General features: G+C 63.7%; 21 protein-coding genes and 1 riboswitch. Of the genes, 5 read left to right on the forward strand and 16 right to left on the reverse strand.

All coding sequences use genetic code 11. The features are described 5' to 3' along the window. Positions 1–59 precede the first annotated feature (59 nt). The 5 genes from alaS (at position 60) to KF821_08630 (ending at position 6065) form a co-directional block, all read left to right on the forward strand. Positions 60–2786 carry an alanine--tRNA ligase gene (alaS, locus tag KF821_08610; protein MBX3005867.1) on the forward strand — a complete coding sequence of 909 codons (2727 nt, stop codon included), beginning with the start codon at positions 60–62 and terminating at the stop codon, positions 2784–2786. A 6-nt stretch (positions 2787–2792) separates the two neighbouring features. After that, the gene (locus KF821_08615; protein MBX3005868.1) at positions 2793–3125 is read left to right on the forward strand and encodes a hypothetical protein; all 333 of its coding nucleotides are present in this window, start codon (positions 2793–2795) and stop codon (positions 3123–3125) included. Between the two features lie 97 nt (positions 3126–3222). Next, positions 3223–3585 (forward strand): hypothetical protein, encoded by a 363-nt coding sequence (locus KF821_08620; GenBank protein ID MBX3005869.1) that lies wholly within the window; start codon positions 3223–3225, stop codon positions 3583–3585. Beyond that, positions 3582–4358, forward strand: coding sequence for a hypothetical protein (locus KF821_08625; protein ID MBX3005870.1), 777 nt, complete (start codon positions 3582–3584; stop codon positions 4356–4358). Before KF821_08620 ends, KF821_08625 begins: the two co-directional genes overlap by 4 nt. A 96-nt stretch (positions 4359–4454) precedes the next feature. Continuing rightward, positions 4455–6065 (forward strand): hypothetical protein, encoded by a 1611-nt coding sequence (locus KF821_08630; GenBank protein ID MBX3005871.1) that lies wholly within the window; start codon positions 4455–4457, stop codon positions 6063–6065. Here KF821_08630 and polA read toward each other — a convergent pair. From polA to KF821_08710, 16 genes are all read right to left on the reverse strand, one after another. Beyond that, entirely contained in the window at positions 6062–8854 is a 2793-nt protein-coding gene (gene polA / locus KF821_08635; protein ID MBX3005872.1) for a DNA polymerase I, read from the reverse strand. The genes KF821_08630 and polA overlap by 4 nt on opposite strands. Positions 8855–8963: 109 nt before the next feature. Continuing rightward, entirely contained in the window at positions 8964–10262 is a 1299-nt protein-coding gene (locus KF821_08640) for a transposase (GenBank protein MBX3005873.1), read from the reverse strand. Positions 10263–10335: 73 nt separating this feature from the next. Continuing rightward, positions 10336–11622 carry an AI-2E family transporter gene (locus KF821_08645; protein MBX3005874.1) on the reverse strand — a complete coding sequence of 429 codons (1287 nt, stop codon included), beginning with the start codon at positions 11620–11622 and terminating at the stop codon, positions 10336–10338. 71 nt (positions 11623–11693) lie between these two features. Next, the gene (locus KF821_08650; protein MBX3005875.1) at positions 11694–11948 is read right to left on the reverse strand and encodes a hypothetical protein; all 255 of its coding nucleotides are present in this window, start codon (positions 11946–11948) and stop codon (positions 11694–11696) included. 10 nt (positions 11949–11958) lie between these two features. Next, positions 11959–12675: a cytochrome c biogenesis protein CcsA gene (gene ccsA / locus KF821_08655; protein ID MBX3005876.1), complete on the reverse strand. Its 717-nt coding sequence runs from the start codon at positions 12673–12675 to the stop codon at positions 11959–11961. A gap of 7 nt (positions 12676–12682) precedes the next feature. Continuing rightward, positions 12683–13357: a heme exporter protein CcmB gene (locus KF821_08660; protein ID MBX3005877.1), complete on the reverse strand. Its 675-nt coding sequence runs from the start codon at positions 13355–13357 to the stop codon at positions 12683–12685. After that, entirely contained in the window at positions 13350–14054 is a 705-nt protein-coding gene (gene ccmA / locus KF821_08665) for a heme ABC exporter ATP-binding protein CcmA (GenBank protein MBX3005878.1), read from the reverse strand. Before ccmA ends, KF821_08660 begins: the two co-directional genes overlap by 8 nt. Continuing rightward, positions 14051–15769, reverse strand: a complete 1719-nt coding sequence (locus KF821_08670; protein ID MBX3005879.1) for a c-type cytochrome — start codon at positions 15767–15769, stop codon at positions 14051–14053. The genes ccmA and KF821_08670 overlap by 4 nt, the downstream gene beginning before the upstream one ends. Next, entirely contained in the window at positions 15766–16131 is a 366-nt protein-coding gene (locus KF821_08675) for a hypothetical protein (GenBank protein ID MBX3005880.1), read from the reverse strand. The genes KF821_08670 and KF821_08675 overlap by 4 nt, the downstream gene beginning before the upstream one ends. Further along, entirely contained in the window at positions 16131–16676 is a 546-nt protein-coding gene (locus KF821_08680) for a TlpA family protein disulfide reductase (protein ID MBX3005881.1), read from the reverse strand. Before KF821_08680 ends, KF821_08675 begins: the two co-directional genes overlap by 1 nt. 2 nt (positions 16677–16678) lie before the next feature. Next, positions 16679–17152: a cytochrome c-type biogenesis protein CcmH gene (locus KF821_08685; protein ID MBX3005882.1), complete on the reverse strand. Its 474-nt coding sequence runs from the start codon at positions 17150–17152 to the stop codon at positions 16679–16681. Next, positions 17149–19248: a heme lyase CcmF/NrfE family subunit gene (locus tag KF821_08690; protein ID MBX3005883.1), complete on the reverse strand. Its 2100-nt coding sequence runs from the start codon at positions 19246–19248 to the stop codon at positions 17149–17151. The genes KF821_08685 and KF821_08690 overlap by 4 nt, the downstream gene beginning before the upstream one ends. Before the next feature lie 15 nt (positions 19249–19263). Then, complete coding sequence (locus KF821_08695) at positions 19264–19788, reverse strand: cytochrome c maturation protein CcmE (protein ID MBX3005884.1); 525 nt, start codon at positions 19786–19788, stop codon at positions 19264–19266. A 48-nt stretch (positions 19789–19836) separates the two neighbouring features. Next, positions 19837–20595: an ABC transporter ATP-binding protein gene (locus tag KF821_08700; protein MBX3005885.1), complete on the reverse strand. Its 759-nt coding sequence runs from the start codon at positions 20593–20595 to the stop codon at positions 19837–19839. Continuing rightward, positions 20595–21557: an ABC transporter substrate-binding protein gene (locus tag KF821_08705; protein MBX3005886.1), complete on the reverse strand. Its 963-nt coding sequence runs from the start codon at positions 21555–21557 to the stop codon at positions 20595–20597. Before KF821_08705 ends, KF821_08700 begins: the two co-directional genes overlap by 1 nt. Positions 21558–21682: 125 nt before the next feature. Then, positions 21683–22489 (reverse strand): ABC transporter permease, encoded by an 807-nt coding sequence (locus tag KF821_08710; GenBank protein ID MBX3005887.1) that lies wholly within the window; start codon positions 22487–22489, stop codon positions 21683–21685. A gap of 188 nt (positions 22490–22677) precedes the next feature. Further along, positions 22678–22797: riboswitch (FMN riboswitch) on the reverse strand. Between the last annotated feature and the right edge of the window lie 159 nt (positions 22798–22956).

Here is a 22956-nt window from a genome sequence, read left to right on the forward strand (position 1 = left end):
CATACAGGGATAGAGTTCCCAGTCATTGCGTATAATTCCCCTCTCTGAAAGAGAGAACCATGTCGAAAACTGCCAACCAAATCCGCCAAGATTATCTGGACTTCTTCGTTAACCGCGGCCACACCGAGGTACCCTCTTCCTCGCTGGTGCCGGGCGGCGATGCCACCCTGCTGTTCACCAACTCCGGCATGGTGCAATTCAAAGACGTCTTCCTCGGCACAGACACGCGTGACTACTCGCGTGCCGTGGACTCGCAGAAGTGTCTGCGCGTGGCGGGCAAGCACAACGATCTTGAAGATGTAGGTACGGACGACACGCACCACACCTTCTTTGAGATGCTCGGCAACTGGTCGTTTGGCGACTATTACAAAAAAGAGGCCATTGCCTGGGCCTGGGAACTGCTAACCCAGACATGGGGCTTGCCGGCAGACCGCCTGTACGCCTCGGTGTTCAAGGATGACCAGGGCGAGATTGAGACTGACAAAGAGGCCGCCGACAACTGGCTGGCCCAGCCCGGCTTTGTGCCCGAGCACCTGGTGTATTACGGCCGCAAGGACAACTTCTGGGAGATGGCCGACACCGGCCCCTGCGGTCCCAACAGCGAGATCTATTACGACTTTGGCCCGGAGTACGGCGAGATCCAGAAGAACGCCGACGGCGAGCTGGCGCTCGACAGCCCGCGCTTCGTTGAGATCTGGAATCTGGTGTTCATTCAGTACAACCGCACTGGCCCCAAGGAGCTCAAGCCGCTGCCGGCCAAGCATGTCGATACCGGCATGGGCCTAGAGCGCATCGTCTCGGTGCTACAGAAGGTGCAGGGCAACTATCGCACGGATTTGTTTACGCCGCTCATCGCCAAGGTGCAGCAACTGGCCGGGCAAACGGATGCTGAACGTGACGCCAACTTCACGCCCTACCGCGTGATTGCCGACCATGCCCGCGCCGCCACCTTCCTGATCGCCGAAGGTGTGGTGCCTGGCAACGTGGGCCGCAACTATGTGGCGCGCATGATCATCCGCCGCGCTGCCCGCTTCGGCACTAAGCTCGGCCTGACCGAGCCGTTCATGGCCCAGGTGGCCGAAGCCATCATCGAACATTATGGCGAGGCTTACCCTGAGCTGGTCAAGAACCGCAAAGCCATCCTGGATGGCCTGACGCGTGAAGAAGAGCAGTTCCAGCGCACCGTCGAAAGCGGCACGGCCCATTTGGACGCACTGCTCGCCGGGCTGCCCGCCGGCGGCACGCTGGATGGCGCCCAGGCCTTTGACCTGTACGCCACCTACGGCTTGCCGCTGGAGCTGACGCGTGACGTGGCGCGCGAGCGCAGCTACGCCGTAGACGAAGCGGGCTTCCTGGCCGCCATGGAGCAGCACCGGGCAGCCTCCGGTGCAGGCCAGGCCATGGGCGCGCTGGGCGGCGAACAAGCCGAAGCCTTTGCCGCCGTAGTGCAGCAGTTGCAAACCGAGAAGAAACTAAGCGATAAGGGCGTGAAGTACGACCCTTACGAAGACCTGGACGAACTCGACACCAAGGGCGAAGTGCTGGCCCTGGTGAAAGACGGCCAGCCGCTGCAGCAGGCTGCCGCTGGCGACACTGTGGCCGTGATTCTGCCCAAGACGCCCTTCTACATTGCCGCGGGTGGCCAGGTGAGCGACACCGGCATCATCCAGGCGGCGGACGGCAGCTGGGCCATCCAGGTGACCGAGATGCAGCAGCCCGCCGCCGGCGCCATCGTGCATATTGGCGAAGTGGTCAACGGCACGCCCAAGCTGGGCGATGAAGCCATCGCCCGCGTGGATGCACGCCGCCGCCAGGACATCATGCGCAACCACACCGCCACGCATCTGCTGCACGCTGCGCTGCATCAAATCGTTGGTGAGCACGCCCGCCAGGCCGGTTCGCTGGTGGCGCCCGACCGTTTGCGTTTTGATTTCAACAATCCTGAAGCCGTTAGCAAGGACGCCCTCTCCAAAATCGAAGATCAGGTGAATGCCTGGGTGCTGGATAATTACGAGCTGGAAAAAGAGACCAAATCGCTGGAGCAAGCCAAGCAGGAAGGCGCAACCGCCCTGTTCGGTGAGAAGTATGGCGAGAAAGTGCGCACGATCGCCATCGGCAACGAAGATGCACCGTTCTCGTATGAGTTGTGTGGCGGCACACATGTTGAACACACCGGCGATATTGGCTTGTTCCTCATCGTCAGCGAAGGCAGCGCCGCCGCCGGAATCCGCCGCATCGAAGCGGTGACCGGGCGCGAGGCCTATGCGCTGGCGAAGGCGCGCAACGCCGCGCTGCAAGAAGCCGCCCGCACCCTCAAGACCACGCCTGACGAAGTGCCCGCCAAGACGGCGGCGCTGCAGAGCGAGCTCAGCCAGCTCAGCAAAGAGCTGGCCGCCGCCCGCCGCGCCCAGGCGCAGGAAAGCCTGGGCGACCTGCTCACCAACGTTCCCCAAGTCTCCGGCGTGCCGGTGCTGGCGGCGGCCGTGCCCGGCGCCGATGCCGATGCGTTGCGCGCCCTGGCAGACAAGTTCCGCCAGCAGCATGCCAGCGGCGTAGCCCTGCTGGCCGCGGTGAGCGATAGCAGCGTCACGCTCATCGCCGCGGTCACCAAAGACCTGGTGGCGCGTGGCCTGCAAGCCGGCGAGCTTGCCAAGCAAGCCGCCGCCGTCCTTGATGGCCGCGGTGGCGGCAAGCCGGAGCTGGCCCAGGGTGGCGGCACAGACAACGGCAAGCTGGACGAAGCGCTGGCGGTGGCCGCCAGTTGGGTCGCACAAAAACTGGGCTAACCGCGGGTGCGCAGGCTCTTCTCCGCCCAGGCCCTATTTCTGCTGATCGCTGGCATTATCTTCAGCATCATCATTATCTCGATTGCCTACGAGACGCTGCTGCCTTTGCTACGCGCCGAGGCCTGGTTGGCCCTGCTATCCAACCTGATAGGCGTCTCACTCGTGCTAGCGGGCGCAGGCAGCGTGTGCTGGGGCGCCTGGCTGTTCCTGCGCGGCACAGGCGACGAGCAACCCACTACGCAGGCCGCAGCCTTACGCTCGTTTTTGCCGGGGCTGGCCTGGTTTCTCGGCGGTTTTGGGCTGATCATCGTGGGCAATCTCATCAGCCGTATTCACTAGCAATCTCATCCATCATTCAGAAGGTAGCGTAGCCAAAAACTGGCTACACTACGGGTGCATCCGCCCACTTGGCCGCGTTCTTGCATCCCAGCTATCTATGGTTACTCGCTATACCTTCTTCGGCCTCACCATCCTGTTCGGCCTGATCGCCAGCCTGTACCTCGGCTGGCAGTTGCGCCCGCTGTCTGCGGCCGATGCCGCGCCGCGTTTGCTGCGCGAAGATTTCGCCGCCGACTACGCCCTGATGGCCGCCGAGGCCTACGCCGCCGATGGCAACCTGAGCCGTGCCACGCACCACCTCGAATTCCTCAACGCCGAGAATCCGTTGCTGCCGCTGATCGCCGCGCTGGAATTTGGCCAGGAACACGGCTACGCCCAAAGCGACCTTAACCTATTGGCCGGTTTGGCCAGCGAACTACGCAGCCAGCGCCCCAACCTGGCCACTACGCCCACCCCATGATGACCAAAACTCCGGCCAAGCGCCCCCCGCTGTATCTGCTCACCGGCCTCTTGCTCGGCGTGGTGTTCGGCTGCGTGCTCTCGTTTGTAGCCTTCCCGCTGCAGGTCAGCAGTGTCGGCCCGCAACACCTTGCCGCCGAATACAAGGACCAGTACCGCTTGATGGTGGCGCTGGCCTACGCCTCCAGCGGTGACCTTAACCGGGCGCAGGCGCGCCTGGCGCAACTGGGCGATGCTGACCCGGCGCGTGCGCTCAGCGCCCAAGCGCAACTGGCACTGGGCAACAGCGCCACGCAGCGCGAGGCGCGTGCCCTCGCCAGCCTGGCCAAGGATCTGGATACTTTCGAAGTCAGCGCACAATCCACCTCCGAGGCGGTGTTCACCCCCAATCCGGAAGAGGCCGGCGCGGCGGCCACGCCCTTCGCGGCCGCGGAAGGCGGCAGCTACAGCTTGGGCAGCCGTGAGCTGCTGTGCGAAAGCAGCGAGACGCCGCCCTTGGTCAAGCTGTTCGTCTTCGACGCCAACGGCCAGGCCCAGGCCGGCGTGCGTTTGGCGATGAACGATGGCGAAGAAAGCAGCGAATTCTTTACCGGCGCCCGCCCGGATTTCGGCCCGGGCTACGCTGAATTTGAAATGACCCCTGGCTCCACCTACATCCTTTCGATTGCCGGCAGCGAGACGCTAGCCGGCCTGCAGCCCGCCGCCTGCATCACCGAGGCGGGCGACCCGGCCTGGGGTGCCTGGCTGCTGCTCTACAATCGTGCCCAGGAGTGAGCGCTTGCTTTGGGGTTTACATTCCAAATCGCCGCGGGATAGAATTTTCGCGTAGTTTCTACCGTTGCCAGGGGAAGTTCATTGGCACGGCACACTATGCAAAAAAGTACGTCAACGCTTTCACCGCGGCACATTGGCTTCCTGCTGGCACTTAGCCTGCTGTATTTCCTCACCCTGATCCTGCCCAACCATACCGGGGCACAAAACCCCGAGATGCTCGCCATTTTTGAGGTGGACGAGTTCGCCCAGTATGCCCACGCCGTGCGCATGGCCAGCGGCAGCGACACGCTGGTGGGCAGCCTGCGCAACTTCGTGGCCTACCAGCATTATTTCTACGGTTACCCGTTTTACTTCCTCTCCGCCTTGGTGCTCTTGCCGCTGCGCGTGCTCTTGGGCAGCGGCTGGGCCGCGCACACCAGCACGCTGGTGCTGGTATTACGCCAATGCATCAGCGTGCTGCCCAACTTGCTGAGCGTATGGCTGCTCACCTACGCGGCCACCGGGTTCGCCGCGCGCCTCAAAACCATTGTGTTGTTCGTATTGCTGCTGATCGTGCCCGGCCTGTTGGTGAACAGCCTATGGTGGCACGCCGATGGGCTGGCGCTGTTATGCGTCAGCCTGGTGTTCTTTTGCCTGCGGCGCGATGGGCTGCGTTTTGGGCCGTATTTTTGGTGGGCCGCGGCCGCGGCCGGCCTTGGCCTCGGCATCAAATACAGTACAGCCTGGTTCGTGCTCACCATCCCCACGTATCTGTTCCTCGGCCTGCGGCGTGGCCGCCTGGGCCGCGGCCGGGCGCTGCGCCTGGCGGCAGGCTTCCTTGGCGTGATGCTGCTGGCCTTTGTGCTCAGCAATCCCCTGCTGCTGTTGCCGCAGGAGCGCGCCGAGCTGCTCGCCACCCAGCGCCTGCAATTCGAGCAGACCCGCCAGGGCATCCTGGTGGGCCGCCCTGCCTTCCTCGAGGGCGGGCGCCTGCCCACCTGGCTCACCAGCCACTACGGTGGCGGCGCCTTCCTGGCGCTGCTGGGCGCCGCGTTGTTGCTCGGCTGGGCGCGCCGCGCCACACGCCCGCAAGCCGCCCTGCTCAGCGCCTGGCTGCTGCCCGCCCTGTTCATCACTTTCAACGCCTCGTCTTTCCGGCCGCATTACTGGCTGCCGGTGCTGTTGCCTGCCATCACCGCGCTGGTCTTCGTGCTGCCCGACTCGCTGGCCGATCTGCGCCGCGCCGCAGGCTGGCCGCGCCTGCTGCAATGGCTGGTCTTGGCGCTGCTGGGTTTCCAGGCGGCGCACTTCATGCGCACGGATGCTGGGCTGATCACCAGCACGCTACAGCGCGAACAAAATTCGCCCAGCCTGCAGTTTTACGGCGCGGTGCAAGCGCAACTGGCCGCCGCCAGCCCGGCGCAGCCGCTACGCATCTACCGCGATTGGAAGGTGTACTTTCCCAGCCGCGCGGGGCTGGAGGTGTTTATGGATTGGGAACTGGGCAGCCTGGATATGCTCAACAGTGAGCAACCCGATATCCTGCTGCTGGAACGCGAGAATGTGCTTGCCTACGGAGACGCGCACTACCTGGCCAACGCGCCCGACCCCGCACGTTTGGAGCCGATGCACCGTTTCTACCGCGCCGCCCTGCTCCACCAGCTTGAGGGCTACACCTTGATGTATGAGGATGCTTTCGGGCTGATGTTTGTGCGCCCGGCCAATTAATCCAGCACCTGCATCTGGCCCCAGTTATCGCCCACCTTCACTTCAGTTTGCAAGGGCACGCTCAACGTATACGCCGCGGCCATCTCCTCGCGCACCAGGGCGGCGGTCTGCGCCAATTCGGCTTCGGGCACCTCGAGCACCAGCTCGTCGTGCACCTGCAGCAACATACGCGCCCCCAGCTTGGCCGCCGGCAGCGCCGCATCCACCCGCAGCATCGCCAATTTCATAATGTCCGCCGCGGTGCCCTGGATCGGGCTGTTGATCGCCTCGCGCTCCAGGCGGCTCTTGAGCACATAGTTCGTGCCGTCTTTCAGCCCCTGGAACAGGCGCCGCCGGCCGAGTAGCGTTTCAATATAGCCCAATTGCGCCGCGGTCTTCTTGGTATTGTCGATATAGGCGCGCACGCCGGGGAATTTTTCGAAGTACGCCTTGACGAAGTTCTCAGCTTCCGCCAGCGTCAGATCCGTGCTGCGCGTCAGCCCGAACGGGCTCATGCCATAGATCAGGCCAAAGTTCACCGCCTTGGCGTTGCGGCGTTGCTCACCGGTCACCTGTTCCGGCGCAATGCCAAGGATCGCCGCCGCAGTAGTGACGTGAATGTCTTCGTTGTTGCGGAAGGCGTTCAGCATGGCCTCATCCTGAGCGATGTGCGCCACGATGCGCAGCTCGACCTGCGAATAATCCACGCCGAGCAATTTGTGCCCCGGCGCGGCAATGAAGGCGCGCCGCACGCGCCGGCCGAGCTCCGTGCGAATGGGGATGTTCTGCAGATTCGGCTCGCTGGAGGCGATGCGCCCGGTGACCGTGCCCGCCTGGTTGTACGAGGTGTGCACCCGCCCGGTGGCCGGGTTCACTTCCAGCGGCAGCGCGTCCACATAAGTGGTCTTGAGCTTGGAAAGCTCGCGATGGGTCAGGATCAGCTCCACCATGGGGTGCTCGGAGCTCATCGCTTCCAAAATATCGGCGGAGGTGGAGTACGCGCCGCTGGCGGTCTTGCGCACCCCGGCCGGCGGCGGCAACTTCAAGCGATCAAACAGCATGTGCGCCAATTGCTGCGGCGAGCTGAGGTTGAATTCTTCGCCAACCTGCTGGTACACCTCGGTGCCGATGCGCTCCAACTCCCTATTGAGCTCGGCGCCCATCTCCGCCAGGAAATTTGTGTCGAGCTTGATCCCGGCCATCTCCATATCGGAGAGTACGCGCACCAACGGCATCTCGATCTCGGCAAAGATGCGCTGGCCTTGCACCTGCGCAATGCGCTCGGCCAGAATGGGCTGCAGGCGCAGCACCACTTCGGCATCCGCGGCGGCATAACTGGCCGCCTGCTCGATCGGCACCTGCGCCATGGTGATCTGCTTGCGCCCCTTGCCGAGCAGCTCCTGGATCTCGGTCATCTCATTGTTCAGGCGCACCCACACCAGCCCCTTGAGGCCCAGGTTGCGCGAGCCGCTATCGGCCACCCACTCGGCAATCATGCTATCCATGCTCAACGGCTGTACCTTGAGCCCGTGGCGTGCCAGGATGACGTAATCAAAGCTGAGGTTATGGCCCCACTTGGGGATCGTGGGGTCGGTCAGCGGGCCGCGCAACGCCGCCACCACCTCCTCGATCGGCAACTGGCGGCCAAGCATCGGCTCGTGCCCGATGGGGATGTAATAGCCCTTGCCCGGCGCCAGCGCCAAGGAGATGCCCACCAAATCGCACTGCATGTGATCGGTGCTGCTGGTCTCGGTGTCAAAGGCGATCTGCTCGGCGCTGGCCAACTGCGCCGCCAGGCTGGCCAGCTTCTCGGCGGTGTCAATGATCTCTACGTCAATATCCACCGCCGGGCCGCGCGGGGCCGGGTTGTCCTCAGGGAACATGCCCAACTGGCCCAGCTTGGTATCCTGCGGCATGTTGCCCAGCTCCAACACGGTGCTGAGCCGCTTCATTAGCGAGCGAAACTCCAACTGGCGGAAGAGCTCTTGCACTTCCTGCGCCTTGATCTGATCCGTGCGGGCTTGCTGAATGCTGAAATCGATCTTCAAATCAGTAACGATGCGCGCCAGCTCATAGCTCAGTTGCGCCTTCTCGCGCCCGTCTTCAAACTTCTGGCGCTGGGCCGGCTTGAGCTTATCCAAATTCGCATAAATGTTATCGAGGGTTTGGTACTCGGCCAACAACGCCGCGGCGGTCTTCTCACCGATCCCGGCAATACCGGGGATGTTGTCGGATTTGTCGCCGATCATGGCTTTGAAGTCCACCACCTGCTCAGGCAACACCCCCAGGAATTCGAAGACATCCTGAGCGTAATAATCCTTGCCGTCCGCCAGCTGCTTGCCAGGCAGGCTGACGATGATGCGCTTATCCACCAATTGCAGCAGGTCTTTATCGCCGGTGATGATCTTGACCCCCACCCCTTCGCCGGCGACCTGCTTGGCAATGCTGCCGATGACGTCATCGGCCTCAAAGCCTTCCAACTCCAGCCGCGGGAAGCCGAACGCATCCACCATTTCGCGAATGCGCTCCATTTGGATGCGCAGGTCATCCGGCATCTTCTCGCGGGTGGCTTTGTATTCAGGGTAGCGCTTGTCACGAAAGGTCTTGCCCACATCGAAGGCCACGGCCATGTATTCGGGGCGCTCTTGCTCAAGGATGCGCAGCAACACCGAGGTGAAGCCAAAGACTCCAGCGGTCGGCTCGCCCGAGCTGGTCGTCCAGCGGCTGCTACCCGCGCCGGCGCTGGTCAGGGCGAAATAGGTGCGATAGGCCAAGGCATGGCCATCGATGAGATAGAGCGTTTGCGACATGCAAAGATTGTACTAGGGAGAGGAGCGTAACTAGTGAAGAGTAACCAGTGAACAGTGAGGAGTGATCGGATCGAGGTGAACTTCCTGCTCACCAATCACTGTTCACAGCTCACTGTGTTGGAATACCCTGACGGGCACGCGTGTGCCTGATGAAATCCAGCACCTGCGCATCGCTGGGCAGGCCGCCGCTGACCACCAGAAAGCCCGGGGCAAAGAATTCGCCCGAGGGGTTCTCGCGCTGCATGCGCGCAAACTCTTCGAAGATGCGTTGCGAGAGATGCTGATCCAGGCTGTGCACCACGCGCTCGGGCGCCGTTTCGGCGGGCAGGCTCACCATCCACTGTAAGAAGCCGGGCTGAATGTTGAGGTGCTCCAGCCGCCAGGCGAAGGCCAGGCACAACTGCGGCAGCCAGGCGGCCAGCTTCTCGGCCAGGTCACCTTCCAGGCGGTGCTCCGGCAGGCGCGGTAGCAACACATAGGCATATTGCAGCGCGCTGCCGCTATGGGTGACGGCCACGGCGCCGTGGCGCACGCTGGGCTCGCTGGCGTACACAGCCTGCACAGACGCGTTTAGCGCCGGAGCAAGGTCGTAGGCCACTGGCGGCAGCGCTGCGGCCGTTGGCTCGCCGTTGCGGAGGCGCGCCTGCGGGGCGGCAGCCGCCAAGCTGGCTTCGCTAGCGCTGGCCATTGCCGCGGCCAATTTGTCCACCTGGCTGCGCATCTTGCTAAAGGGCACTTGGGTATCAAACACCAGGGCCAGCGTGTACTCGCGGCCCAGGGATGTGGCGTATAGCATGTAATCGGCCTGGGTCGCTTCCAGGCGCACAAAGCGCGCCAGGTCGGCTCCGGCGTCACCGGCGCTGGAGATCGCCGCCGCCAACTCCTGGGCGGCTGCCTGCGGCAACTCGCCGGCATAGGCCCATACTTCGGCGCCGCGCGTGATCAGCGCCGCCTGTGAAGCTGATTCGAGCGAGAGCTGTGCCAGGTGCTGGGCGGACAGTTTGGTATCGGCCAACCAGGCCGGCGCAGCGTGCGCGGCAGCCGGCGGTGCTGCGGCGGGCTGCAGCGGGCCATACAGCCGCTCGAGCGCCGCGGCCAGATCGGGCAAGTAAAACGGCTGCGGAATCAGCGCTTCCACCGGCCAGCCGTCCGCGGGCATGTCCTCCGCCAGGATCAGGATCAACTTGGTTGTGGGATGGGTCTGGCGCACCTGCTGGATGAACTCAGCCACATCCAACGCAGGGAAGTCTGCATCCAGTACCAACAGCTCCACCCCCGCCAGCGCCTGCAAGGCGCGTTGCGGCGTGGCCAGCCACTGCGCGTGCAGGGCGGCCGTATCCGCCAGCAGTTGGCGAACCATTTCGCCAAAGCCGCGGTTAGGGGTGAGGATGATGGCGTTGTGTGCCATAAAAAGTGCCCAAAAAGGCAATTAAGTATAAGCGAAAGGGCTTAGTTTTTAACGATGCACTTTTTGCGCCAGATCAGCGCGCCGTGCGGCGTTTGCGCCAGGCTTTGTAGGCGCGCTCCAGCCGCGCCCGCACAGCGCGCCAGGTGCCGTTCAGGCGTTGAGTCACACTGGATGAGCTGGCCGGCTCAGCTTTGGCCTCGCGTTTGGGCCACGGGTTGAGATCGAGCATTTTGCGCAGCGCAAAGGTGAACAGTAACTGCGCGCTGGCCAATACCGGCGCGGCCAGCAGCAGGCCCACGAAGCCCAGCAGGCTGGCCGCCACCAGGGCGGCCACCAGCACGGCTGCGGGGTGCACGCCCAAACGCTTGCCGAAGATACGCGGGCTGACCAGGTTATCGAATATCTGGTCCAGCACCAATGTGCCCACCACCACCACCACGGAATACGTAAACGGTTCGATGCCCAAATAATTGCCGCCGGGCTGGAAGTAGGCGACCAGCGCCGCGGTGGCACCGGCCACCAATGGCCCCACATAAGGCACAAACTTAGCCAGGCCGGTAAGGAAGGCCAGGCCCAGCGCATTGTGCACGCCCAGAATGGTCATCAAGATCAGATAGGTCACCACCACCAGGGTGATGATGAGCAACTGGCCGCGTAGGAAGGTATCCCAAATGCGCGAGAGCTCGCGGCCAATGCGGCGAATATCGGCATCATGCCCGGTGTTGGCAATTTGCGCAAAGAAGGAAGGCACGCCCTCGGCATCCACCAACAGGAAGTACGAGATGACGAAAACAAACGCGGCCCACCCCAGCGTACTCAGGGCGCCGGTGGCCAGGCGCCCGATCAGGCTGCCGGCCTGCCCCAGCACAGGCTGCAAGGTGGAGAGCAACTGTTGCCCCAAGGTAACGAAGCTGAGGTTGAACTCCTGCTCCAGCACGCGTTCCACCTCGGCCAACTGGATGGTGAATGGCCCCAGGTGGATCGTCTGGCTGCCCAACTGGCTGGCAAACTCCGGTAGATTGGTCACCAAGTCTTGCCCCGAAGAGATCAGCGCACTGATCTGATCCACCGCCGCCGAGCCGCCCAGGATCGAGAGCCACACCACCAGGCCGAGGAAGGCAACAAAGATCAGGCTGACGGCCGCACGCCAATTCAAGCCGGTGGCCCGCGCCAGGCGCTCCACCCAGGGGTGCAAAATATACGAGATGATGAAGGCCAACAGCAGCGGGCCGATGAGATAGTTGAAGCGCACCAGAATGGCCGCCAATAAGGCCACCAGGCTGAGGCCAACCACCGTCTTGGTGGTGGCGCTCCAACGGTTATAGGTCGTCTTGCTGGGGATGCTCTTTTTCGTGGGCATATTGGCATTCTAGCGCAAAATGCAAAACGGGCGGGGCACTGCGTGCCCCGCCCGTCCGGTTACCCCTTGTTTTAGCGGCTGGTGCGCTTGCGCGCCGCTTTCTTCACTGCTTTTTTGGCCGTTTTCTTGGCGGCCGTTTTCTTGGCGGCCTTTTTGGGCGCGGCCTTTTTGGCGGCGGGCTTTTTGGCCGCCGGGGCTACTTGCAACGCGTCGAGATCGGCTTGCAGGTTGCGGGCTCGCAACGGGAAGCTGAGCAAATGCAGCGCGATGGCGCCAAAGGTGATCACGGCGCCCAGGATCAGGTAGTTGGTGGTTTCAATCGGCATGGAAATCTCCTCAGCGGCCCAGGGCCTGCATGCGCAACTGCTCAACCTTGTCGGCCAGCCAGCCCAGGCGCACGCGGTGCCACAGCAGGGTGGCGCCAAACACGCTGAAGGCCAGCAGGCTGAAGAGCAGGGTGTGCAGCATGGGGCGGGTCATATCAAAGGTGCCCTGGGCACTGGGATCACCGCTGCCGATGACCACCGGGTGCAGGGTGCGCCAGATGCGGATGGAAAAATAGGTCAGCGGCACGGTGACCGAAGCGAGGATGGCGTAGATGGCGCCAAAGCGGGCGCGGCGCTGCGGATCTTCGATGCCCTGGCGCAGCAGCATGTACGCCAGGTAGACCAGAATGAGGATGGTGAACGTCACCACGCGCGGGTCCCAGGTCCACCAGGTGTTCCAGGCCGGGCGGGCCCAGATCGAACCGGTGGTGACGCAGATGAAGGCGTACACCAGGCCGAGCTCAATGCAGGCCACCGCCCACACATCCAGCTTGTGCTGCGGGCGGATCAGGTAAACAATGCCGAGCACGGCCGCCACGATCAAGACCGCCATTGCCACCCAGGCGCTGGAGACATGGAAGTAAAACAGGCGCTGCACCTGGCCCATCACGCGCTCGGTGGGCGCGTAGAAGAACACCATGTACAGGGTAGCCGCCATCAGCAGCGCCGACACTACGTCCAGCGCATGCAGGGCACGCGGCTTACGATCTAATGAAGTTGATGCCATAAGAAAACTACTCCTCCACAATAAAATCGAAAAACATAAAACCCAAGGCGGGCATGATGATGCCGTAGACGATCAAAATGTTCAGGCTGGGCCAGGCATACGCCCAGCCAAGCCCGTTCACCAGGGCACTGCTGGCGCGCACCGCTGCCACCAACACGGGCAGCACCAACGGGAACAGTAGCACCGGCAGCAGCAACTCGCGGCTGCGTGCCTGCGCCGCCATGGCGGCCAACAGCGTGCCTACGGCACAAAAACACCATGAGCCCAGCAGCAGCACCAGCCACAAGCCGGGGTGCGCCAGGTTCATGCCGTAGAAGAGAGCATAAAGCGGCAGGGTGAAAATTTCCACAACCAGCATGAAAAATAAGTTCGCCAGGGTTTTGCCAAAATAGATCGCGCTGCGCTCCAACGGGGCCAGCAGCAAGCCATCCAGCGAGCCGCGCTCGCCTTCGGTGGCCAGGGTACGGTTGAGCCCCAGTGTGCCGGCGAAGGCAAAGGTGGTCCACAAAATGCCGCTGGCGATCTGGCGCCGGGTCAAGGCGTCAATATCCAGCGTAAAGGCAAAGATGAAGATCACCAGCACCACAAAGGCCAGCATGGCGGTCAGCATCTGTCGGCTGCGCCACTCAGCGGCTATATCTTTGCGCACGATGGCCCAAATGGCGGCGAAGTAACTAGGCATTGGCGCGCTCCACGGCATGCTGGTAGGCGCCTGGCAGCCGGCGGCCAAGCTGCGCCTTGGGCAACTGGGCGGCGATGCGCCCCTGCGCCAGCAACACGGCACGCTGGGCCAGGCCGCCCACACGCTCGAGGTCATGGCTGGCGAGCAGGATGGCAACCCCGCGGTGCGCCTCGGCACGCAACACCGTATCCAGCAGATCGGCGGTGTGCAGATCCAACGCACTGTGCGGCTCATCCAGCAAGAGCACCCGCGGGCGGTGCAGCAGGGCGCGCGCCAGCGCCAGGCGCTGCAGCATGCCGCGCGAGAAGCCACGCACGCGCTCGCGGCGGCGGGCTTGCAAGCCTACCAACTCGAGCAGTTCGTCAATACGCGCCGCCGCGGCCGCTACGCCGTACAGGCGTGCAAAGAACTCCAGATTTTGGTCCGCGCTGAGGTCTTCGTAAAGCAGGGGTTGGTGGCCCAGGTAGCCCAGTTGGGCGCGGGCCGCGGCGGCCTGCTGCGGCAAGCGGCAGCCGGCCACTTCCACGCGGCCGTGGTTGGCCTGCGCCAGCCCGGCCAGAATGCGCAGCAAGGTGCTTTTGCCGGCGCCGTTGGGCCCGAGCAAGGCGACCACTTCGCCGCGGCGCACTGCCAGCTCGATGCCCTGCAAAACCGGGCGGTAGCCGTAACGCTTGCTGAGCTGGCTGATCTTGATCATCGCTTGAGTACGCGTTGCAATTGCGCCTTCAGCGCGCTGCGCTGGCGCTGGTAGCGGCCCTCGGCGATCTCGCCGCGGGCGTGGCGTTCATCCAGGCGGGCGATCTGCGCCAGCAGTTGCTGCGCATCGCGCTGCAGGTGGCGCAGCCACAACCAGGCAACGCCCACCGCGGCGGTGAGTACCGCCAGGCCGCTGATCACCGTATCGCTGGCCAGCAGGCTTTGCCAGCCCGCCCCACCCTGCGGATTACGCCCGCGCAATTGCAGTACGGGCGCTTCGCCGGCGGAGTAGCCCGCGGTGGAGAGATAGGCATCATACATGCGGCCTTCGATCTCTTGCTGGCCCATCGCGGTGAAATCGGTATTGGCCAGGCTTACGCTGCCCGCCTGCACCAACACCACGACGGCGCGCACCGGCAGCTCGAGCGCCAAGGGCAGATCGAGGGTGCGCGTATACGGCATCTGGTAGGCGAACAGCAATTGGTAGCTCTGCAGGCCGGGCAACACGGCGCGCAGATCACCAAAGCCCTCGGCACTGGGCACATAGCGCTCGCCCAGGCTACCTTCGTTGAAGGCCAGATTGCTGGCCCCCTCCGGCAAACTGTATAGCAACACCGGCTCGTTCTCGGCGCGCGGCGTCACGGCACGGCTGCCGATGTTGGAGAGCACATACTGCGGCACTACACGCATCACGCCCGGTGCGTCGAACTCCAGGATCAGGGTGAGGCGTTCGATGGCCAACTGGTCAGTGTCGCTGGTGGTCTCGTAGACCGTGATCGGCTGGGCAAATTGCGTCTGGGCCGGGTCGGTGACGAATTCAGAGAAGTAGCTCAGCCCCAAATAATCCACCGAGGCGAAGAAGGTGCGCCCCGGCGCGGCCGGCACGCTATCGAAAGCAAAGCTGCCATCGGCAGCCAGGGGCACCGAGTCGGTATAGACCAGGGTCTGGCCTTCGTAGCCAAACAAACTCGCTGCCAGCCCGGGCGCCAATTGCCCATCGCTGCCGTCTTGCACCTGGCCGCGCAGGCGGCCGCTGGCGGGCGGCGCGGCGCTATCCGCCGCTTGCGTGCTGCCGCCGAGGGCGCGGGCCTGCACATAGCCGGCCAGTGCCACTAGCTCCGCCGAGGACAGGCTGGGCAGGCTCTGCTCCAGCGTCGCCACCAGCTCATGCCGGCTGAAGGCTGCCATGGCACGAATATCGTCCAGCGGCAATGCGGCGCGCAGGGCGTCGGCATGCTGGCTGAAGAGCGGCTCGGCCTGGCTGGCCAATTCATCCTGGCTGAGCGAATACACATAAGCCAGCACATCCCAGCGCTGTTGCAAGCTGAGTTGGTTGGCAAAGGGGGGCATGAAGTTATCCAGGTTGCCCTGGGTGATGGTGAGATACCAATCGGCCGGGCGGGCGGCATCCGCCAGGGTGGCGCTGCCGATGGCGGCCGGTGGCACGGGCAACTGCCCGGCTTGGGCGCCATCGCCCAGGCCGCGTGGCCCATGGCAGGCGGCACAATGCTCGCTGAATAGCAGCGCCCCACTTTGCAGGTTGGCGGCGGCGGGCGGATACTCCACCGGGAGCGGCGTGCTGACGGCCGTGCTGATCTGCGCCTCGGGGGGCGGGGTCACATCCCCCGCCAGCGAGAATTCGCAGCCGCTGAGCAGCAGGGCCAGCAGCCACGCGGCCAACGCGCCCAGGCGGCGCAGGTTGTGCGGTGCGGTCATTTACGCTTCCCCTGCTTGCGCTGTGTCTGTTTGTAGGCGGCGATTATCGCTTCGAGCTCATCCGCCTCGGCGCTGGCCGGTGCGGCCTCTTCCAGCGGCAGGCGCTCGATGGCGCGCAAGGCGGCGGCGCCTTCGGCCAGCAGCTGCTGGCGCTGCGGGCGGTAGATCTCTTCGGGCACCTTGCCCAGATCCCAATCGCCGTCCAACTCCAGTAGTGCATCCAGCACGCGTTGGTGCTCGGCCTGCAGGTCGGCCAGCGCTGGGTCGAGCGCGGCGTCACTCTCCACGATCAGCGGGCGGGCGACGAACAGGCCAGCCAGCACCAACAGGGCCAACAGGAGGAATAACGAACCAATATCCATCAGTCGAGCTCGAGCAGGCGGTCAACCACGCTGGTGATCTCAGCCAGTGAGGTATACGGCCCCACTTTCACCGAGGCGATCTCGCCCAGTTTGTTGATCACAAAGGTCTCGGGCACACCGCGCGCCCGAAAAGCGGTATAGAGGGTGGTACCCAGATCTGGCCCATTTAAGTAGGTGATGCCGAACTTCTCCAGGAAGGCCAGCGATTCTTTTTCCGTATCCACATAGGCCACGCCCAAAAAGATCACATCGCCACGCGGCTGGTAATGCTGCCAGGCCTGCTCCAGGTGGGCGGCTTCTTGCTCACACGGGCCGCACCATGAGGCCCAGAAGTTGAGCACCACCACCTTACCCAGCAAATCCTGGCTGGTCAGGGTCTGCCCGTCAAAGGTGGTGAAGGTGAAGGCCGGCGCATCTTCGCCGCGGGTCAGAATGCCTTGCAACGAGCTACGCAACTGGATCGCCACCAGCGCCAGCAACAGCAGCAGCAGCCCCCAAGCCAGCAAACGCCCCCACAACGGAGTGGTGTTTTTTTCTGTCATCATCCTCAACGGCGCGCCTTTAGCTCGTCTTCGAGCTGGCGTGCATAGGCATTATCCAGTTGTGGCCGCTCGGGCGCCGCGGTTGGCGCTTTACGCCAGCGCGCCAGGTTGCGCCCCAGCCACAACGCCGCCGCGGCGATCACCAGCGGCGGCAGCAGATAGATCAGCCAGTTCAGCCCGCGGGCCGGCGGCACCGCCAGCACGCTCTGCCCGTACTGGGCGGCAAAATAATCGTAAACACCCTGCTCGCTGTAGCCCTGGCTGAGCAGATCGGCAATTTGCGCGCGCCACTGGGCGCAGGCAGCCGTGCCACACACATCCAACGGCACATTGGCGCACACCGGGCAATACAGATGCTTGGCTACCGCGTTGACCTGGTCAGCACTCGGCGTGCTGCCGGCTGCCAGCGGCGCGTTGGCCGGGCCAGCGCAGGCGGCCAGCAGCAGCATCAGCGCCGCGGCCCAGGCAGCCCACTTCATGCGCGCTCCGCGTGGCCGCGCATGCGGCTGCGGCTGCGCTGGCCCAGGGCGCTGGGCTGCGCCTCAGGCCACGAGGCCACCAGGGTGCCGAAGACGAAGACAAAGCCGCCATACCACACCCAATTCACCAGCGGGTTGACATACATTTTGAATGTAGCCCGGCTGGCGCTGACCGGTTCCCAATCCACTAGCAGGATGTAGACATCATTTTCCAAGGTGCTGCGCAAACCGGGAATGGTCATGGCTTGCTGTGATTCGTAGTAAAAGTCACGCCGCGGGTACAGTTGCGTCAGCCACTCGCCTTGGCGGTACACGTCGATCACCGCCCGGTCGACCAGGCGGCCATCCGGCGTTTCAAATTCGGCAAGCGAGACATATTCGATGCTGTAACTGCCCAGGCTCATGCGTTCGCCCACCGCCAGGCTGCCTTGGGTCTCCTGCTGGAACATTTCGATGCCGATGATGCCCACCGCCAGCAAGATCACGCCGAGGTGAATGACGTAGCCACCGTAGCGACGGCGGTTGCGCGCCACCAGGCGCCCTAACGCGGTGAGCGGGTTCTCGCCGCGCGCCACGCGGGCGCGTACGCCGCGCCAGAATTCATACAGGGTGACCAGGAAGACGAAGGCACAGATCCACAGCGAGAGCAAGGCCAGCGGCTGGCGCATACCGGCCACCAGCAGCCCGGCGAGCACCAGCAGCGAGAGCGCGAAGGGCTTCCACATGGCGCGGCCCAGCGTGCGCGCCGTGGAGGCGCGCCAGGCAGACAGCGGGGCGATGCCCATAAGCAAGAGCAGCGCAGCCCACAGGGGGCCAGTGGCGCTTTCGTAAAAGATCGGCCCTACGGTGGCGCGCTGCCCGGTAAAAATGTGCGCCAGCGCCGGAATGGCCTGGCCGATCCCGCCGCTGGCCTCGCTAACGATCGGGAAGACCACGCCCCAGAAGCAGATCAGTAAGATGCCCATGAACAGCAGGTTGTTTACCAGGAAGAGCGCCTCGCGCGAGAGCAGTGAGGTCATCTGCACTTCTGATTTGAGCGTGTTCCAACGCTTGCTAAGCAGCGCCAGCGACACGATAAAGGTCACGGCGATAAAGACGAAGAACATCGGCCCGATGGCGCTCTGCGCAAACGCATGCACCGAGGACAGCACCCCCGAGCGCGTCAGGAAGGTGCCGAAGATGACCAGACAATAGGTCAGGATGATCAGCAGCATGTTCCAATGTTTGAACATGCCGCGCTTTTCCTGGATCATTACCGAGTGCAGGAAAGCCGTGCCGGTCAGCCAGGGCATGAACGCGGCGATCTCCACCGGATCCCAACCCCAATAGCCGCCCCAACCGAGCACGTCGTAGGCCCAGCGGCTGCCCAGGATCAGGCCCAGCGAGAGGAACAGCCAGGCGATCAGCGTCCAGCGCCGCGTCACGCGGATCCAACGGTCATCGCCGCGCCCGGTCACCAGGGCGGCGATGGCGAAGGCAAACGGCACCACGAAGGCAACGAAGCCGGTATATAGCATTGGGGGGTGGATGATCATGCCCGGGTGGCGCAGCAAGGGGTTGAGCCCATTGCCGTCAAAGGGCACATACGGCAAAGCACCGCCCGGCTGCCACATGGCGGCCCACACGGTGCCGGTGACGCCGCGCCAATATCGCAGGAAGGGATTCTCGAAGAATAGGATCAGCGCCAGGAAGAAGGCCAGCGTCGCCGCGCAAACGATCACCACCCAGGGCAGCAAATCACGATCGCGGCGCCAATCGCGCAGCATGACCACAAAGGTAAAGGTGGCCATCAGCCATGACCAGAAGAGCAACGAGCCCGCCTGCCCACCCCACAGCGCGGTGGCGCGCAGGTACAGCGGCATGCTGCGGCTGGTCACCTGGGTGACGTATTGCAATTGGAAATCAAAATTGATCAGAGAGTAAATCAGGCTGGCGCACGCCAGGGTGAGCAGCGGGAAGCCGAGCAACACAGCCGCGCGCGCGCTGGCCACCCAGCGATGCTGGCGGCGCCAACTGCCATAGGCCGCCGCGGCGCAGGCATACAGCGCCAGTAAGAATGCGACCAGCAGAGCAAAAAAACCGAGGTCAGCAACCATGATCGGCGGGCGCGCTTAGCTGCCGCTTTGGGCAGGCAGGGCTTCTTCGTAGCGCGTGGGGCAGCGCAGCAGCAGGCCGTTCTCATCGGCGTAGAACACGCCGTCTTCACCCAGCTTGCCAGCCACGATGGCTTCCACCTCGTGGGCCAACAGGTCCGGCTTCACGCCCACATACTGCACGCGCAGTTGGCTGCGCGTCGGGTCATTCACGGCGGCATGCAATGCTTCGGCCAGGCCGCCATCATCATTGATGAGGCGCGTATCGGCCGGCATGTGCACCATGGTAAAGGTCAGCGTGAGCGTCTCGGGATCGTACTCGATCGTATCGCCGAGCACCGCCCCGGCCACGCGGGCCGGCTTGCCGACGGCTTCGGCACCGCGCTGGTTGAGCTCATCGATGGTGAAGAAGAACTGCGCCCCGGCCGCAGTCGAGGAGACGATGAGATAGACCACTGCCGCCAAAATCAGCAGGCCACCGATAATAAATTTCTTGTTGCCGATGGGGGTAGGCAGCGGTTGGGCCAAGCTTGTACTGCTCATGTGCAATCTCTCACTTTCCGTAGAGATTATACCGCCTGCCTCGCGGGCCTACTCAATGGCGGCGCGTAGGCGTGCGGCCAGGCGGCCAAAGGCCGGCGAGTAGCGCAGTTGCGGGCGGCGCGGCCGCGGCAGGCGCACCGCCAGATCCAGCTTCAGCCCGGCCGGGCGCGGGCCAAGCACCAGCACGCGATCCGCTAAGTAAAGCGCCTCGTTGATGTCATGCGTAACCATCACCACGGTCTTGTGCTGCAGCTCCCAGATGCGCAGCAACTCCTCGCCCATCTTCTCGCGGGTCAGCGCATCCAGCGAGCCGAAGGGCTCATCCAGCAGCAGGAGCTGCGGGTCTTGCACCAGGGCACGGCCGATGGCGACGCGCTGCGCCATGCCGCCGGAGAGCGTGGCGGGTAACGCCTGCTCAAAGCCCTGCAGCCCCACCATTTGCAGCATGTCCCAGGCGCGGTCGATGGCGTCCGCATCGCCGCGCAACTCCAATGGCAGAGCTACATTGTCGAGCGCGCTGCGCCAGGGCATCAGATTGGCATCCTGGAACACCAGCCCCACCCCGGCTTGCGGGCCGCGCAACGGCTGGCCGGCAAAATGAACCCGGCCGTACCGCGGCGCCAGCAAGCCGGCCAGCACGCGCAGCAAGGTGCTCTTGCCGGCCCCCGAGGGGCCGAGCACGCATACGAACTGCCCGGCCGGCACCTGAAACGAGAGGTTGCGCAGAACAGCCAGCGCCCCATGGCGGTCAGCATAGGCCGCCGAGAGCTTCTCGACGTGCAAGAGTGGCGTTGCCGCAGGCGTCATTACTCCGCCGGCAGGTATTCGTTGCTGAAGGCCGCGCCCAGATCGAGGGGTGCGCTGAGCAAGCCCATCTCCAGCAGCACGGCTTGCATGTTCTCCCAGGCCTGCGGATCGGAGTAGCCCAGCGGTTCTGCCTGCCACGATTCGATCGAGAGGGTAAGGACTTCCATCTGGGTGGCCTTGTCTTGCGCCGCCAGGCCCTCTACGTATTTTGTAGCAATCTCGTAGGCGGCCTCAGGGTCAGCGATCGTATCGGCCAGGCCGCGCAGGAAGGCGCGTACGAAGCCGCGCACCTGCTCAGGATGCTCGGCGAGCATCGTTTCGTTGGTCAGCAAGCCATTGGCGGCCAACTGCACATAATCGGCCACGTGCAGCACATTGACCGCGTAGCCTTCGGCGCGCAGCTGCACCGGCTCGTTGTTGATGTAGCCCACCACGGCATCCTCCTGCCCGGCGGCCAACGCTTGCACTTGATTGAAGCCGATCGAATCAAGCTGCACATCCGCTTCGAGGATCTGGCGCTGGCTCAGCACGGCGCGCAGGCCGATGTAGGTGGCGCCGAACAAGCCGGGCAGGCCAATGCGCGCCCCTTTGAGGTCTTGCGGGGTCTGGATACCGCTCTCGGTCATGGCAACGATCGCCACCGGGAATTCCTGGTACCAGGCGCCGACATAGACGATGGGCAGACCGGCGGCGCGGCCGAGCAAGACCTGTTCGCCCGAGACGACGGCAAAGGGCAACTGTCCGGCACCGACGAGGGCGACGCCATCGGTCTCAAAGCTGTAATCGAATTCAATGTCAAAACCCGCCTCAGCAAAGTAGCCGCGCTCAACGGCCACGTAGAACGGCGCATACTGCACATTGGGGATGTAGCCCATCGGCAGGCGGATGGCCTGCCACGGGCCAGCCGGCGCGGCTGCCGCGCCGCAGGCGGCCAACAGCAAGCTAATTGCGATCAGGGTCAAAGTCATAGCCCGCGGCAAACGGAGCAATCGTAGATTGCACAATCCCCATGCCTGTCTTGCAATCCCAATTGGGGATTGCTTCGCCGCAGAGCGGCTCGCAAAGACGGTACGTGAGTGGGAGTTTTTCATTTTTCTCCAGAAAATAATGAAAGTGAATTGGATTTTTGTTGCCACCACAACCAGCGGCGCTCGGCCAGTACCACCAGGCCATACAGGGCCAGCGCCAGGCCCACCAGGGCGAAGACCGCCACGAAGACCAGGGCGGTATCGTACTGGCCGCGGCCAACGTTGATGAGGAAGCCTAGCCCGCGGTCGGCGCCCACCAGCTCGCCCACCACCGCGCCGATGACCGAGAGCGTGGCGCCGATACGCAACCCGGCGAGGAACACGGGCAGCGCGGCGGGCAGTTCGAGCAGGCGCAAGGTTTGGGCGCGGCTGGCCTGCAGCGAGCGCATCAGGTCACGCAGATCCTGCGGCACGCTATGCAGGCCGAGGATGGTGTTGATCAGGATGGGAAAGAACACGATCAAGGCACAGATCAGCGTCTTGGAGAGCAGACCCGGGCCAAACCAGATCACCAGCAGCGGGGCCAGCGCCACGATAGGCACAGATTGGCTGGCGACGACAAACGGGGCCAGCAGGCGCTCCCAGCGCGGCGAGCGTGCCAGCCCGTATCCGAGCAGCCCGGCCGCCACGGCGCCCAAGGCCAGGCCCAGCAGCACCTCCTGCAGGGTCACGAGTACATGGCGCAGCAAACTGCCATCTGCGATGGCGACCAGGGCGCGTGCCCACACCGCACCCGGCGCGGGCAGAATGAAGGCCGGCAAGCCTGCCAGCTGCACCAGCGCTTCCCAAATGAGCAGGGTCACTAGCCCGACGAGCAGCGCCAGCAGCCCGGCGGGGATCGATCTTGCTTGCCGCTTACTTGCCAATCAGCACCTCACATACAAAAACAGCCCCGATGCACTCATCGGGGCTGTGGCGCGCAAAAAGCACACCGGTGCGCGCACTGCCGAAAAAACAAAAGCCCCAAAAGCGTTGCTTTTGGGGCTTTGGCATGCGCAAACACACCAGCACCACCCGCAACTTGGTGCGGGTAGTGCTTGCGGAGTCTTCGTCTCCGCGTCTTCTTTCATCCGGACTATACCGTCGGCCCCGGAGTTTCACCGGATCCTGCGCTCAAGAGCGCTCGTGGGCTGTACCACCGATCGGGAATTTTACGCAGCGGCTGGCGCCGCTGCTAATGGAGTTTGCTGTGCAACTCCACCGCCTTGGCGTTCAGAGTTGCGAAGCAACTCCGCCAGCATCGGCAACGCCGATACGTAATCACCCTGCCCCGAAGAGTATTCAGTTGTTAGCTTATAGCTTATAGCTTATAGCTTATAGCTTATAGCTTATA

It is taken from the genome of Anaerolineales bacterium, assembly GCA_019637755.1.
Classification (GTDB): domain Bacteria; phylum Chloroflexota; class Anaerolineae; order Anaerolineales; family UBA11579; genus JAMCZK01.